This is a genomic window from Olleya sp. Ti.3.14, from assembly GCF_038154885.1.
Lineage (GTDB): Bacteria > Bacteroidota > Bacteroidia > Flavobacteriales > Flavobacteriaceae > Olleya.
In genome coordinates this window covers 118,651-135,538 of sequence record NZ_JBAKAO010000009.1, presented here as the reverse complement: position 1 = coordinate 135,538, position 16,888 = coordinate 118,651, and the positions used below count along the sequence as shown (strand labels likewise).

The 16,888-nt window shown below is 33.0% G+C and carries 10 protein-coding genes; 1 reads left to right on the top strand and 9 read right to left on the bottom strand.

Going from position 1 to position 16,888, the window contains the following annotated elements:
• Positions 1-262: 262 nt before the first annotated feature.
• Positions 263-772: a type VI secretion system TssO gene (gene tssO / locus V6251_RS12660; RefSeq protein ID WP_341588505.1), complete on the top strand. Its 510-nt coding sequence runs from the start codon at positions 263-265 to the stop codon at positions 770-772.
• Positions 773-844: 72 nt separating this feature from the next.
• Here the strand turns inward: tssO and V6251_RS12655 are convergent, their stop codons facing one another.
• The 9 genes from V6251_RS12655 to V6251_RS12615 all read right to left on the bottom strand — a co-directional run bounded on the left by V6251_RS12655 (position 845) and on the right by V6251_RS12615 (position 16,743).
• Entirely contained in the window at positions 845-2,203 is a 1,359-nt protein-coding gene (locus V6251_RS12655) for a DUF5458 family protein (protein ID WP_341588504.1), read from the bottom strand.
• 2 nt (positions 2,204-2,205) lie between these two features.
• On the bottom strand, positions 2,206-2,655 hold the full coding sequence (locus V6251_RS12650) for a hypothetical protein (protein ID WP_339809327.1): 450 nt from the start codon (positions 2,653-2,655) through the stop codon (positions 2,206-2,208).
• 71 nt (positions 2,656-2,726) lie between these two features.
• Positions 2,727-5,198, bottom strand: coding sequence for an ATP-dependent Clp protease ATP-binding subunit (locus tag V6251_RS12645; RefSeq protein ID WP_341588503.1), 2,472 nt, complete (start codon positions 5,196-5,198; stop codon positions 2,727-2,729).
• Positions 5,199-5,422: 224 nt separating this feature from the next.
• Positions 5,423-6,220 carry a glycoside hydrolase family 16 protein gene (locus V6251_RS12640; protein ID WP_341588502.1) on the bottom strand — a complete coding sequence of 266 codons (798 nt, stop codon included), beginning with the start codon at positions 6,218-6,220 and terminating at the stop codon, positions 5,423-5,425.
• Complete coding sequence (gene bglX / locus V6251_RS12635; protein WP_341588501.1) at positions 6,217-8,517, bottom strand: beta-glucosidase BglX; 2,301 nt, start codon at positions 8,515-8,517, stop codon at positions 6,217-6,219. Before bglX ends, V6251_RS12640 begins: the two co-directional genes overlap by 4 nt.
• Positions 8,518-8,519: 2 nt before the next feature.
• On the bottom strand, positions 8,520-10,151 hold the full coding sequence (locus V6251_RS12630; RefSeq protein WP_341588500.1) for a glycoside hydrolase family 16 protein: 1,632 nt from the start codon (positions 10,149-10,151) through the stop codon (positions 8,520-8,522).
• A 48-nt stretch (positions 10,152-10,199) separates the two neighbouring features.
• A complete protein-coding gene (locus V6251_RS12625; protein WP_341588499.1) occupies positions 10,200-12,212 on the bottom strand; it encodes a carbohydrate binding domain-containing protein in 2,013 nt (670 codons plus the stop codon).
• A gap of 10 nt (positions 12,213-12,222) precedes the next feature.
• Positions 12,223-13,689, bottom strand: a complete 1,467-nt coding sequence (locus V6251_RS12620) for a RagB/SusD family nutrient uptake outer membrane protein (RefSeq protein WP_341588498.1) — start codon at positions 13,687-13,689, stop codon at positions 12,223-12,225.
• Positions 13,690-13,692: 3 nt separating this feature from the next.
• The gene (locus tag V6251_RS12615; protein ID WP_341588497.1) at positions 13,693-16,743 is read right to left on the bottom strand and encodes a SusC/RagA family TonB-linked outer membrane protein; all 3,051 of its coding nucleotides are present in this window, start codon (positions 16,741-16,743) and stop codon (positions 13,693-13,695) included.
• Positions 16,744-16,888: the final 145 nt, after the last annotated feature.

Sequence of the window (16,888 nt, the reverse complement as noted above, 5' to 3'; positions counted from 1 at the left end):
TATAAGCACTAAAAAAGAAATAAATTTAATTACACGAAATGGAACATGTAAAATTTCTTATAATTTGAATACAAAAAAAACATCTAAAAAATAGAGTTAGATTTCACTAGGATTTTTTAGATACGCTTAACACTAAAATGAAACAGTAATAAAAAAATGCTTAATACTGAAACTGTAGTTTGGATTTAAATATTAACTACACCTTTTTTTAAATCATTTACTATATTTGTATACTACGTAATCACTTACTTGATAAAAACATATGAAACCAAAAAATACTAAAGATAGAAGAAATAGCTTTCTAAAATTTTTGCTCCTTTTTTTATTAACTACAGGAACCATAATTACTGCTATATTCTTTAATTTTAAAGTTCCGGCTAAAGAAAATGCCTTGTTAAAGGAACAGTCCAAAATGGTTAAAAAAGAAATGGATTTTCAAAGTAAATTTTCTAAAGAGATGTTTGAAGTTAAAAGCCTTTTTGATTCACTAGAAGTAGCAGGTTCTAATCGTACATTTAACAACTCATTAATTAGTAGTAAGTTGGTAGATATGCAAAAATCTATACCTACTAAAGATTCTACCTTTAGGTATGATATGTACACAAGAATTGTGGATTTACAGGTTGAACTTCAGAACACAAAAAAGAATTTACATGAATTAAGAGATGCTGAAGAAAAAATTAAGGAATATAAAGAACTATTAGATAAGTGTTTAGATGAATATAAAGATTTGCAACGTCACAATGCGCTTTTAAATTCTAGATCTAATTAATATAAAATACTTGAGTAATAAAAAAGGGTTTGAAAAATTTCAAACCCTTTTTTATTTATAAATACTAATCAATTATTTTTTTTCTTGCTCATACTCTGCGTCCCACTCGTTTCCATTATCTCCTTTTTGACCATCCATTTTTATTAAAAAGTTTTTAGCTGGAAAATACGGTTTCATGTGTACGTCTAAATAAACACGATCTTTTTGATTTGGATCTTGTTCAAATCTTTTAATAGAAAAATCTTCAATTAATTTATCTGGACCAGTTATGTTATCTAAAAACTTAACAATCTGTCCCATTAATTCTTTTCTGGTTTTAGCATTAAAGTTTTCAAAAGCACGACGGTTTAAAAAGTCCATCAATACTTTAGTTACATAATCAAATACTCTAACTACAGAATATGTTTGTAATCCAAGATTATCGCCATTAAATAAAGTCTTAGCAGAAAACGCCATAACTTTACCATACTCGTTAACCATTGGTACTAAACCTAACTTTTCTAACTGTGCAATTTCACTTTTCTTTAAGTCAAATCTTACACCATCAATCTCATTAATCCCACCATGTTTTTTACCAGCTGTAACCTGAGACATTAATGTGTTATAAATTTTACCTGCTAAAGCACCAGAAGGCGGTACAAATAAATCGTCCTCTTCTCCTACCTCATCATGTTTACCTCTACCTACTAACCAGTTACAAGACATTATAACGTTAGATCTATATTTGTCTCCTCCAGTTAAGTTGGCTGCTTCAAACATTTCCATAACATCATCTGGCTCATCCAAGTGTGCAAAATCTGTTACTAACATTACTTTATTTTCGTAAGCAATTTTAGCCCATTTTTCAACTACTTTATTTGACCCTAAATAACCAGGTATAACTAATAACCCATAGTTTTCACGTAAGTCTAGACGATCATAAGATGCATTCAACTCCTCAGCTACTGCATCAATAAATCTAGTATTATCTAAATCTTTAACCTGATCTAACTCAGCATTAACTATTGATATATTTTTAAGCTTATCTGACTCAGTATTTTTGTAAAACAATGCTACTGATCTGTATGAGCGCTCCAGGTCTCTAGTCGCACTAACTGCCTTACCTAGATTTTTTTCTAATGATGTTCTAGCTATTTGTGAACGTTTTTCTGAGTCTTCTACAATATCTGTAATATTATCTGACTGTGATAACGCATTTGCCCATATCTCTAGGGTTTTCTTTAAGGTATCTCTGTCCTCTTTTTTAGCATTCTCAGTTAAAAAGATTTTTTTTCTTGCTTTACGACTTGGGTTCATGTTTTGAACACCTTCTACACATGCCTCTAATAAATCAAACCCACCATATTTAGCTAATTTTTCATTATTTTGTTCTAAGTGTTTAGCAGGATTCTCTACTGGACTAAACTGTTGTGCTTTTTTAGATTCAGCCATAATTATTTGTTTTCTTCAATTTCGGTTATTAATGCACGAATAGATTCTAATAAAGCAGCTTTTGCTTCAGCATCAGACAATGCAGCTTTTAAAATTTTATTAGTTTTTAATTGCTTAATTATCTTTACATACTGATCTTTTTCAGTATTTAAATCTTTTAAAAACTTACTTTGTCTAGTAATTCCTTTTGCTCCAAAATCACCAAGGTGATTAAAGTTTAAAGTTTCTTTTTTTCCAACGCCATCTTCATCTTCAAAGTCAACATCTATTTCAGGTTTAAAATGTTCAAAAACTTCATCAACGGTTTTTAAACCTTTAACAACTTCTGGTTTGATAGGTTGCGAATCTGTAAGTTTTTCAACTAACAAAGTTCTGTTTTGTGGTATTTCCTGAATGGCTTCATTAGCATCTGTTTGTACTTCTGTACCACCAAGTCCATATGTTTGACTCATAACTACGCGCTTTTTTTATTAATGTATGTTTTATAAATATAATACTTTTTTTGAACGAAAAAATACACTTATTAATATTTCCACTTTAACTGTTCATTTTTATCGATATCTAGCATAATTTTTGTCCCTTTTTTAATCTTTCCTGAAATTAATAGCTTAGAAAGTGGTGACCTTAAATCATTTCTTATTACTCCTCTTAACGGTCTAGCTCCATATTTTGGGGTAAATCCTTTTTTAGCTAAAACGGTTATTGCTTTTTCTGAAAGCTCTAAACTAATATCTTGTTTGGCTAATGCTTTATATAAATCTTTAAGCTGAATTTTGAAGATCTTAGCTACATTATCCTCTGTTATTGGAGAAAATGGAATTATTTCTGTCAATCGTCCTAAAAATTCTGGTCTAAAATGGTTACCCATCATTTCTAATAAATCACTTGATTTAGGGATTATACCTTTACCAAAAGTTTCTACAATGTGGTTACTTCCAATATTTGAAGTAAATAATATTACTGCGTTAGAAAAATCGCCTTCTTTACCAAGTCTGTCATGTAATTTTCCTTCATCTAAAATTTGAAGAAAAATATCAAATACAGAAGGATGTGCTTTTTCAATCTCGTCAAATAACACAATAGAATAGGGCTTTTGTCTAATTTTGTTAACTAGCAAACCTCCTTCTTCATAGCCTACATATCCTGGAGGTGCACCATATAATAAGGCAGCAGAATGCTCTTCTTTAAATTCTGACATATCAAATCTTATGATATTAGTTTCGGTTTGAAACAAAAACTCTGCTAATGCTTTTGCTAATTCAGTTTTACCTGTTCCTGTTGGTCCTGAAAAGAAAAATGAGCCAATGGGTAATCCTGGTTTACTTAGTCCAGAGCGCGACTCTAAAACCGCTTCTGTTATAACCTTAACTGCGTGATCTTGACCAATTACGCGTTGTCTTAATACGTCTTCCATATTAAGTAAACGTTCCTTTTCATCGGATTGCAATTTACCGGTCGGAATCCCGGTTTTGTTTGCTATTGTAGAGGCAACATCTTCTTTAGAGACACTATCTTTTTTCTTACTAGCTAATTTTTCTAAAGTTTTTAAAATCTTTTCTAATAGTTTAAAGCCTTCTTTAGAGGTTTTAATGTTTTGATAAGTTAATGCTTCTGGAATTTCATCAAATAATAAATAGCTAAGCTTATTTTTCATTTGTAGATAAAACCAAGATTGCTCTAACAATAAATCTTCCTCTTTTAATGTACTTGTCTTTAAGGTTTCCAATTGACCTTTTAAAACTTCAATTTCTGCTTTAGATGTTTGTACCATAAACTTGATTGCAGACATTGTGCGATCTATTAAGTCTATTGCAGAATCTGGTAGGCTTCTTTCTTTATTATAACGTTTTGCTAGTCTTATTGCTTCACTTATACTGTCTTTTTCAATATTTAATTGGTGATGATCTGTGTAGTAATTAATGGTATTAACAATCATACGCAACGCTTCCTCTTCTGATGGTTCATGTAGTCTAACTACTTCAAATTGTCTAGATAAACCTTCGTCTGTTTCTATATGCTTTCTAAAGGCATCGTTTGTTGCGGTTCCAATAATGGTTAAATCTCCTTTAACCAATTCTGCTTTTAAAATATTTGCTAATCCTTGATTTCCAGAATTTTTATCTGTAAGATTGTTAATTTCATCTATTAACAAAATGGGCTTATCATGTGCTTTTACTGCTGCTATTACCTTTTTAAGTCTGTCTTCAATTTCTCCTTTATAACCTGCTCCAGATACTAAATGAATAAAATCTAATTCAAACACCTTAGCATTTTTAAGGTGTTCTGGAATGGCATCATTTAAAGTCGCATATGTTAATCCATTTAATAATACGGTTTTACCTACTCCTGGATCACCTAAAACCAAAACGTTTGGCTTAGAGCGTCTTCCTAAAATTTCTGTAATCATTTTGATTTCCGAGTCGCGACCCGAAATTTTTTCTAAACTTTCATTTTTAGCATGTAAAGTTTTATCCACACAATAAGTGTTTAAAACCGAATTATCTGAGACTGAATTAGCTTTTTGTGTTGTATCTATTTGGTCAGCAATTAAATTATCAACATTTCCAGAGTTTGCAAAATGACTTAACAACTCATTTGGAGTTAGCGTCAATGTTTTTAGTTGTTCGTAACTAAAACCAACACCTGGTGTACAAATAGCTATTAAAACGCAAAACTCATTTAATGTTTCCGTTTTTATTTTAAGCTTAACACTTTCTGCTTCATAAAATATTGCTGTTACAGCGTCGTCGCCAGAAATATTATCCGATGGTTTGGAGGTTTTAGGTAAGGATTCCAAACGGACTTCTGCCCACTCTTCTACATAATAGCCATCTTGACCAATGCTTTCTAAATACTTAAGTATTCCAACGTCTTTATGCAGTAATGCCTTTAATAAATGTGCTGACGAATACTGTTTATGTGAGTATTCTTTAGCTATAGATTGCGCAATATGAATCGCTTCTTTTAATTTATCTGAAATTAATTGATCAGTCATTTAAACACTATATTTTATAGTGATTAAAGCTACTAAAAAAATTAAATCTAAGTATTAGAATCTAACGAATAATTAAATTTAAATTAAATCACACCTATTTTGACTTGTTTTTTTATTGTTTTTATATGAAACCAGTATTAATAAAAATCTTCTTTTATTTAATCAAAAAAGCCATATTACTGTTGTAATATGGCTTTGCACTTTGGCTAGTTATATTTACTTTTTTATTTTAAACCTGAAACCTTTACATAATCAATAATAAACTCTTGCGGAAAAATAGAATCATCCACTTCTGGACCTCCAAAGTTACCTCCAATTGCAAGGTTTATTATTAAGTAAAAAGGCTTATCAAAAGGCCAGGTTTTTTCGTTTTTAATTTCTGGTGAAAAGGTGTACACTAAATTATCATCTATATAAAATGAAATAGAGTCTTTAGTCCACTTTGTTTTATAATTATGAAATCCTTCCTCAATATCTTTTATAGTAGTGATTTTTGTATTAACAGATTTACCATAACTATCAGGCGTATGTAACGTCGTATGAATTTGATGTGGTGCCTTACCTACATATTCTAAAATATCAATTTCACCGCAAGCTGGCCAAGTATTAGTATCAATATCATTACCTAACATCCAAAATGCAGGCCATAATCCTGATCCTTTTGGCAATTTGGCACTAACTTCTACTGTACCATACTGAAACTCAATTTTATCTTTAGTTGTTATTTTTCCTGAATAATATCCAGTCGAATCCTTGGTTGCTTTGATTACTAGTTTTCCGTCCTTTACTGTAATGTTTTCTTTAGTATAAATTTGTCTTTCGTTGTTTCCCCAACCACATAAGTTTGGACAACCATCTCCTAAATCATAATTCCAATTAGCATCGTTTAATTGCGTCCCATCAAATTGATCTATAAAACTAAAGGCTGGTTTATCATTATTTAGCTTAGCTTGATTTTTATGTTCTTCTTTACAAGCAAAGCATATTAAGGCGACTACTATTAGTTTAAATCCTTTAATCATAACTTAAATGTATCTGTTAAAACAGTTTTAGAACTTCCTCCAATATAGACTTCAAAATCTCCAGTTTCGACGTTAAACTCACCTTGATTATTGTAAAAACCAAGCTCTGCTTTAGTCAAAATTAATTGAATAGTTTTGGTTTCATTTGGATTTAATTCAACTAATTCAAACCCTTTTAATTCTTTAATTGGTCTTGTTACGCTAGCAAATAAATCCTTTAAATATAGCTGTACGACCTCTTTACCCTTAAATTTACCTGTATTAGTTAAGTCTACAGAAACTTTTATGGTTTCATCATCAGAAAAGGTATTACTAATTTTTAAATTACTATACTTAAACGTCGTATAACTTAAACCATGTCCAAAAACATATAATGGATCATTTGTTTCGTCTTGATAATGTGACCAAAATACCACGTCCTTACCTGGTAAAGTAGGCCTACCTGTACTTTTGTAATTGTAATAAATTGGAACTTGACCAACGTGTCTAGGAAAAGTCATTGGTAATTTACCACTGGGATTATAATCGCCATATAATACTTGAGCGATAGCGTTACCACTTTGTGTACCTAATTGCCATGCCTCTACAATTGCAGGAATATTATCATCTGCCCAAGTAATAGTTAAAGGTCTTCCATTGTTTAAAACTAAAACTATGTTTTTGTTAACTTTGTAAACCGCTTCAAGTAACTGTTGTTGGACACCTGGTAAGCCTAAATCTGTACGACTTCTACCTTCACCACTTTGATAACCATGTTCTCCTAAAACCATAATTACCACATCTGCTTGTTTAGCGTTTTTAATAGCTGCATCAAACTCACTTTTATCAGTGGTGTTTATGTTTACTTCAATCGCAAATTCGGTTTTACCTAAAGCGACATCTGCACCTTTGGAATAGGTAATTGTGTTTCCTGAATATTGATTTAATCCTTCTAAAACAGAAACAGCTGTGCTATCCTTAGCAGCTATACGCCAACTTCCTAATGGACTTGTTTTATCTGAAGCCAAAGCACCAATAACCGCTATTTTTTGACCTTCTTTTTTTAATGGTAAAAGGTTGTTTTCATTTTTAAGTAGTACAATGGACTTCTTAGCCATATCTAAAACTGCATCTTGAATTTCCTGGCTTCCAATGACTTGTTTCTCTCTAGTTTCATCCAAATATTTATAAGGATCATCAAATAGACCCAACTCAAATTTCACGCGTAAAATTCGGCTTACAGCATCATCAATAAGCTTGATATCTACTTTACCTTCGTTTACTAAACCTGCAAGTTCTTCTACATACAAATAAGATTCCATGTCCATATCAGAACCTGCATTAACTGCTAATTGGGCAGCTTGTTTACCATCTTTAGCATAACCATGAGCAATCATTTCTGTAATTGATCCCCAATCTGAAACCATAAAACCATCAAAACCCCATTTTTCTTTTAAAATATCGCGTTGTAAATGTTTGTCTCCAGTTGCAGGAATACCGTTAAGCTCGTTAAACGAATTCATAAACGTTCTCACACCTGCATCTTTGGCAGCTTTAAAAGGCGGTAAAATAATATTGTTTAACGTGGAAGTCCCTATGTCTGCAGTATTGTAATCACGTCCAGCCTCTGCAAACCCATAAGCTGCAAAGTGTTTAGCACATGCTGCAATTGAAAAATGAGAAGATAAGTCGTCACTTTGAAACCCATTAACTCTAGCAATTGCAATTTTAGACCCTAAATAAGTATCCTCTCCTGCACCTTCCATAACGCGTCCCCAACGTGCATCTCTAGAAATGTCCACCATTGGTGCAAATGTCCAGTTTATACCTGCAGCTGACGCTTCCTTTGCTGCAACTTCTGAAGATTTTTTAATCGCTTCTAAATCCCAACTTGCCGATTCTGCTAATGGAATAGGACTTAATGTTTCATAACCATGAATTACATCAAAACCAATGATTAAAGGAATCCCTAAACGCGTTTCTTCTACTGCTATTTTTTGCACAGCTCTTACGTCCTTTACACCTCTAACATTAAGCATGGAACCAACATATCCTTTTCTTAAATGTTCGTATTTTTTAGCTTGGTCTCCATTTTCAGGGACAGGACCTGTTACATCCCAAAACCCATTATACTGGTTCATTTGACCTATTTTTTCTTCTAAAGTCATCTTTGCTAGCAAATCTGATACTTTAGTTTCGATATCCGAATTTTTAGAGGTCGTAGTCGTATTTAAAGCTAAGTTTTTCTCATTACCATTATTACAAGAGATAATGAGAAAACTAGCTAAGACTAATACATAATATTTTATTATCTTCATATTTATTGATAAACTCTTACATATTCAATTTCCATAGACGACTGTGTAAATGCTGGATCTATGTCTCCACCAAAAGTTCCTCCCATTGCTACATTTAGAATTAGGAAAAAATCACTATTAAAAGGAGAAGCACTGGTGTTTGTATAGGTATGATATACTGTATCATCTACCAATATTTTTATAACATCTGGTGTCCACTCTACAGTATAATTATGAAATTGATCTGAAGCAGCATCAACTACTGTAGTACTTCCGTCTGCGCTACCTGCAAAAGCTTCTGGATAATGTAAGGTACCATGTATTGTGTTTTGCTGGTTACCTTTATGTTCCATAATATCTATTTCTCCACAAGCTGGCCAAACATTTGTCTGATAATTAGAACCTAACATCCAAATTGCAGGCCAAGTACCTCCTCCTGATGGAAGTTTTGCTCTAACTTCTACACGTCCATAAGTAAAATCATAAAGACCTTCTGATTTTAATCTTGCAGATGTATAACCACTTCCTGTGGAGATTGCTGTAATTTTTAACATACCATCTGCTACTTCTGCGTTTTCTAAATTATTGGTATAGCTTTGCGCCTCTTGGTTACCCCAACCATCAGTACCATTACCTAAATCGTAAGTCCAATTTGCTGGGTTTGGTGCTCCATTGGTGTCAAACTCGTCTGACCAAACTAAATCTGTATAAATAGTTTCGAATCCTGTTGCTGCACCTTCTTCTTCAGAAGTAATAATAAACCACCAATCAAACTCGCTGTTACCATCTGTTGTTCTTATAGTAAACTCGTTAGGTATATCACGACTAAAGATTTCATATTTATGATTACCACCTGTATAGTATCCAATAAAACCTAAACCTGTAATGTTTATTGTTTCTGCTCCTCCAGGTGCTGTAATTACCCAATTTTCTGAATAATCTTGATATGGATAGTTTTCTATATCTGCTCCAACAGGTGTCTCGCTGTGTGGACCTAATTCTGTAATTAAAGGTTCTCTTCCAAAAACAGTACCTGTTACATCCACTGAAGGATCGTCATTAGTGCTATTTACGATGTGTGTAAATGTACCATCTGCATTAAAAACATAACGATCATCATACATTCCTGTCGTTGCTTTCTCTCCAGGACCAGCTGCATACCACTCTGCAGCAACCTCACCTCCAACTGGTCCAAGACCAAAATGCGCTTGCTTTTCTGACTTAATTCGCCACGTTTTAGATCCATCACCAACCAATGCATTTAATAAATCTGCTGGTGGAGCATAAGTTGCTAAAACATCAATATCTATAGTAGCTGTTGAAGAAACACCACCTGTACCATATGCTACCACTACTACTGTGTACGTATTAACTCCTAAATTTGAATAGGTATACGATGTTACTCCTGAAGGAGCATTTTGCTCTGCATTACCAAAACTGAATTTATAACTTAATGCATTATCTGCTGTTGCTGTAAAGTTAACCACACCACTACCATCTCCATTTGGATTAGTTGCATCTTGACCTACTATTTCTGGTACAATAACAATATTAGATGGTGCGACGATATTTCCGAAAGTCTGATCTTCTTCTTGGCAACCTATAAACAAGACTGTCACAAGAATAAATGCTATTATTTTAAATTTATTTTTCATCTTCTATTTTTTAATATTAACTGCTATAAATAAAGCTTAGATAATTAACTAGTTGCTTGATAAAGAAACATCGTCAATATTAACCATACCTATTTGTGCTCCTAAATCAAAAAGAACACGAGCATCTGGTGCTCCAAAATCCGTAGCTACCAAAGTTAATGTATAAGTTGTTTTTGTTGTAGTAATATCAACGGTTTGCGTAGCATTAGACCAAGGGTCTGCACTTAGACCAATTCCGGCAATAATTGCTCTATCTACATCTGACCAAGCATCAAAAGTTAATGTGTAAGTATTACCCTGAATAATTTCTAGCTTTTGACTAAGATTTACGTCATAAGAATTTCCTGCTGTTGCAACATCTACTGAATAATATGTATTACCTGCTACTGTAACCACTGGTATTACAGACGCATCATCAACACCTATTATCCAAGAATCACTTCCATTTTCAAAATCACCATTAACAACAGTGTTACCTGTGCCGATAATTAATGATACATTATCAATATTAACCATACCTACTTCTGCACCTAAATCAAAAATTACACGAGCATCAATAGCTCCAAAATCTGCTGCACTAAGTGTTAAAGAATATGTCGTGCTAGTCGTTGTAATGTCTACTGATTGAGAATCATTAGACCAAGGGTCTGCACTTAAACCAATTCCTGCAACAATAGCTCTGTTTACATCTGACCATGCATTAAAAGTAAGCGTGTAAGTATTACCTTGAATAATTTCTACTTTTTGACTTAAGTTGACATCGTATGAGTTTCCTGCCGAAGTAACATCTACAGAGTAGTATGTATTACCACTATTAGTTACCACAGGTGCAAGAGCTGCATCATCTACACCAATTATCCAAGCCTCGCTTCCATTTTCAAAATCACCATTAATTAACAATCCATCATCAAATGTTCCAGTAGAAGCACTTTGCTTATAAAAGTAAAAGTTGTCTATATAAACTATATCTGCAACAACATCTGCATCAATTAAGATTTGTGTAATTTTTTGCGTGTTGGCTAAATTTCCGCCATCAAAACCTGTCATATCAACATCAATACTCTGCCAAGAACCACCAACTGTTGCTCCTAAAGATTCCACATCTTCACCACCATCAATGGTATTAACAATTTTAACTAATAATTCGTTTTCTGTTCCTGAAGGTACCCAATAATCGATGTGTAACATTTCCATAGCTGAAACATCTATTCCGTTATCGTAATTACTTACCATACCAATAAAGTCCAAATTTGTTAATCTCCAAACATTATCACTATCTACAGTAGTAGCCTCAAATCCCGAAGCAGACCAATCTGTAGGTAATTCGTTTAAAGTAATATTAGCATATGCATCACTAAAAATAGAGACTACATCAGTAGCGTCTCTGTTAGGAGGCGTTGGAGCTGGAGTTAAAGGAGCTAATATTTCTGTTACTTCAAATTCTTCTGTGTACGAAATAGTATCTACAGACCCACTATTAGCTGTTACTGTAATTGTGTAAGTCCCAGCTGCATCATATACAAATGATGTTACGTCACCAATATTAGATGTTAAAACCGTTGCTGCTGCATCTCCAAATTCTACTTGATAAGACACTGCAAAATCTGCTGTAGCAGTTACATTTACTTGTCTAGACACTGTTGGGTCATTATCTATTGTAACTATTAAGTTTTCTGGAGCTTGAAATGACACTACAATAGTTTGTGCGACAGTAGTTGTTTTTCCATTTATACCCGAAGCAGCAATTACGATTTCGTAAGTTCCTTCTAGATACGTGTTTTGAGTACTTTGTCCAGGATTTAGAAGTCCCGAATCTGTACCTGAGTCATCACCATAATTAACTCTAAAATTAGCCACATTTTCTCCTGTTGGAGTAATGGTAACTAAACCAGAATTATCTTGAGCAATACTAATTACTGCTGAAACATTAGTTGGTGCTGGTAATGCACTAACATCTGGTAAATCATCATCTTGAGAGCAACCAATTACTGAAGCTACTACTATGAATAAACTAAGGATGTACTTAAAATTTTTCATGCTATGTTGTGTTTTAATTTTCATATTTATTTTTTTAATAACCAGAATTTTGTGTCCAACGATTACCTGTTAACTCTATTTCTATTTGTGGTATAGGAAAAACCTCATGTTTACCTGTCGTAAATCCATCAATTTCTGAAGCTGCACGACCTGTTCTAACTAAATCGAAAAAACGATGTCCTTCACCTACTAATTCCACACGACGTTCTTGGTAAATCGCATCTGTTAATGCACTACCTGTAGCTATAATGTTGTGATCCATATCTCCATATGCGCGTTGTCTAACTTGATTTAAATAATTTTGAGCTCTGTCATCTGCTATAGATCCTCTATTTAAAGCTTCTGCAGCCATTAATAAGACGTCTGCATACCTAATGGCTCTGTAATTATTAGGGTTGGTCAAGTTTTGATCACCAATATTAGAATCGCCTTTACGTGCTATATATTTTCTGTTATAATACCCTGTGTGCTCATTACCTGTTCCAAAAGTTGCTCCTGTTGCAGTAGCCCAAGCATTAATATCTAAGATTGCAGTTTCTAATCTTGGATCATCACTCTCAAAAGCATCTACAGCTTCTTGAGTTGGAATATTAAAGCTAAAACCAGAATCAAACAATGGTCCATTATAATTACGTATACCATTAAATCCTACTGCTACATTACCTTCACTACATTGTAAACATCCAAATCCTGCACCTTCTAAATCTGCATATTGCACTTCAAAAACAGACTCGATACTATTCTCATTATCGTTTTCAAAAATGGTTGTATAGTCTGCTACTAAATCATAAGGTCCAAAATTTATTAAGTCTTCTAAAACTAGAGCAGCAGCTCCAAATTTATTTTGATATAAGTATACTTTACCTAATAATGCTTCAGCAGCTCCTTTAGTTACACGTCCTAATTGTGTTTGCGTATATGGTAAATTATCGGCTGCATACATTAAGTCTAATTCAATTTGTGCATAAACTAATGCTTTAGGTGTACGATCCACTTCAAATTGATCTCCAAATAAGAAACGTTGATCAACAATCAATGGAACATCTCCAAACCATTTTACTAATTCAAAATAGTAATACGCTCTTAAAAATCTAGCTTGTGCTATAACATTTTCTTTTCCGCTAAAGTCTATTTTATCTTGAAACTCTAAGATGTAATTCGCGCGATTAACACCAGCAAACATCCAGCCCCAAATTGAGCGTAACTGTTCGTTATTAGCAGTGTGAATCATATCATCAATTTGCTGTATTCCAGGTACATCTGTAGCGCTTTCTCCTCCAGCTAAAGTATTATCTGAAGCGATTTCGCCTAACATAACATTTAAATAGGTAGATTGTAGCAAATCATAAGCACCAATTAAAGCATCTTGATAATCTTGCTCTGAGTTAAAGTAGTTTTCTGAACTTTCATTTTGAGAAGCGACATCTACAAAATCGTCACTACACGAAATAATTGTAAAAGTCGAAACTAAAAAGACGATTATATATTTTATTTTTTTCATTGTTTAGAATTTTACGTTTGTTCCGATTAAAAATGTTCTTGGGTTTGGATAAAAACCACTATCAATTCCGTCTCCTATTGGAGCTCCATTTGATGTCGTTGGGTCAAAACCTCTGTATTTTGTCAATGTAAAGGCATTACTTACAGACGCATAAACTCTGATATTATCCAAGCCTATATTTTGTAATTTATCTTGATTAAAAGTATATCCTAATTGTACATTTTGAGCTCTGATGAATGAACCATCCTCTACAAAATAATCAGAAAAAACAGCATTAGACGTTGCGCTATTTGTAACTCTTGGATCTGTGTTTGATGTTCCTGGACCTGTCCATCTATCTAATACATAACTTGTAAGATTAGTTTTGGCACTGTTTCGGTCATAGTTTCTAACAATATCATTACCTACAGACGCAAAGAAGTAGGTTTGAAAATCGAAATTTTTATAATCAAATGATAAATTTAAACCCATTGTAACATCCGGAATTGGGTTACCTATAAATGTTCTGTCATCTGCATCAATAACTCCATCTTGGTTAACATCCACAAATCTTAAATCTCCAGGTTGTGCGTTAGCACCTAAGTCTAATTGTGATGGATGCGCATCAACTTCGGCTTGGTTTTGAAAAATTCCATTGGTTTGCATTCCATAAAACACACCTATTGGCTGTCCAACTTGCATTCTAGAAGGTGGATTTGCTTGACCAATACCAAAGCTTCCTCCAACTTCATAACCTATGCTATTGTTAACTTCAACTACATTATTATTTAAAGTTGAAATATTATAACTTACATTAAACTTAAAATTATCAGATAATTGATCTTTGTAAGATACAGCAAACTCTAATCCACTATTTTCTACCGTTCCAGCATTAACAATTGGATTACCAGAACCTGGAGCAGCTCCTCCTAATATTAACGAACTTTCAACAGGAAGTAATAAATTTTCTGTGGTACGTTTAAAATAATCTGCTGTAATATCTACTTTGTTGTTAAATAATCTTGTTTCAAACCCTATATCAAATGCTTTTTGCTCTTCCCATTTAATTTCTGGATTAGATATCGCACCAACTGCAGTACCAAGTGCTAGTGCATCATCTAAAACATAAACACCTTCACCATCTAATAATGATTCAAATCTAAAACCAGGAATCCTATCGTTACCTAAAACTCCGTAAGAGCTTCTAAGTTTTAAGAAATCGATGGTATTACTACTTGATAAAAAGTCTTCATCAGAGATTACCCAACCAATTGAACCTGAAGGGAAAATTCCGAATTTATTTTCTGGACCAAAAGCTGTAGAACCATCACGTCTAACTACTGCAGAGAATAGGTATTTTCCTTTATAGTTATATTGCAATCTTCCAAAATATGATAATAATCTAGAATCGAAAAAACGATTACTTATTTGAGCATAAGGATCTGTAATGGTAGTGGCATCATTAATATCTGCATCACTGAACATTGTATTTTCAGGCATACCGTCTCCAACAGATAAGTAATAATCTCCTGTTGATTTAAAAACTGACGTCCCTAAAGTTGCTTTAATATTATGAGTATCATCATTTAACGATGTTTCATAATTAACAAAAGCATCAAACGTATAATCTCTAAAAAAGTTTATGCCTTCTGTGAATTGTAAATTTTCGGTATTATCAAATACAGAACCATTTCCATATTCTACTATAGGGTTAAGACCTCTAGTTCTTACCTCTGAATAGTTCCATTGATAGTTAGCTTCTGCACTAAAGCCTTTTAAAAATTTATAATTTAAACCAAAAACACCGCTTAGTTTATCAACTTTGGTTCGGTTAAATGTATTTTCGATTTGCTTTAATGGGTTTACAACCTCTATTGGATAATTAGCAGAAGACGTATACTCTCCATTTTCGTCTCTTGGCGCATCTGTTGGTGCAAAATTAACTGCATTAAATAAAACAGAACCTAAGCCTCCTTCTGGTAACGCTTTTCTTAATGTCCCAGTATATATAAGATTAGCCTTTAAATTTAAACCTTTAATAATCTCTAATCCATAATTAGCACGTGTTGTGTAACGCGTAAAATTAGCTTTACTACCACCAATAATACCATCTTGTGTTAATAAAGAGGCTCCAAAAGAATAGGTAGATTTTTCAGTACCACCACTTGCAGTAATAGCATTGTTAAATATAGGCGCAGTTTCAAAAACTTCATCTTGCCAATCTGTTCCTCTATTTAATCCAAATGTATCAGGAAAAGGTAAAGTACTTCCGCTAGCTGCAGCTGCTTCGTTTTTAATTAAAGCATACTCTGTAGCATTTAATAATGGTATTTTTCTTGTTGTTTGTTGGAAACCAACATAAGAGTCGTACTGAAATGTCATTGGTTTATTTTTGCGACCAGTTTTTGTTGTAATTAAAATAACTCCGTTGGCAGCTCTTACACCATAGATACCTGCTGTGGCATCCTTAAGTACTGTATAACTTTCTATATCTCCTGGATTTACAACACTTAAATCTTCAATAACATTACCATCTACTAAAATAAGTGGTCTGTTATCACCATTAGTGGATACACCTCTAATTCTAATATTAGATGCACTACCTGGAGCACCAGATTGTGATGTAATATTAACTCCTGCTACTTGACCTTGTAAGGCTTGTTCTATGCGTGTAGGTTTAAGTGCTTCAATAGTTTCACTAGAAACCGTTGATACTGCTCCAGTTACTTCTTTTCGTTTTTGAGAACCATAACCTATAATAACCACTTCTTCTAGTGCCTCAACATCTTCAGTTAGTTGCACATTAACTGAATTACCATTAGTTACTACTACCTCTTTTGTTTTATAACCTATATAGGAAAAAACTAAAGTTGAATTTTTAGATACGTTATTAATAGTATAATTACCATCAAAATCTGTGGTTACACCATTGGATGTATTTTTAACTAGTATATTAACCATAGGAATAGGCAATCCATCTTGTTGACTAGTTACATTTCCTGTTATTAAATACTCCTGAGCAAAAGCAGAGAAAGTCATTAAGAATAACAAAAAGGAGAAAAAAGTTTTTTTCATGTTTAAAAGTTTTTGTGCTTTTATCAAATTTAAGCAGATATAATGCTGATTTGATAATTTTAACCGCAACAAAAAACATACATCACAAAAAAAAGTTAGTTTAATTATCTAAATCTCATTAAAAACAAGCATTAACCTTATTTTA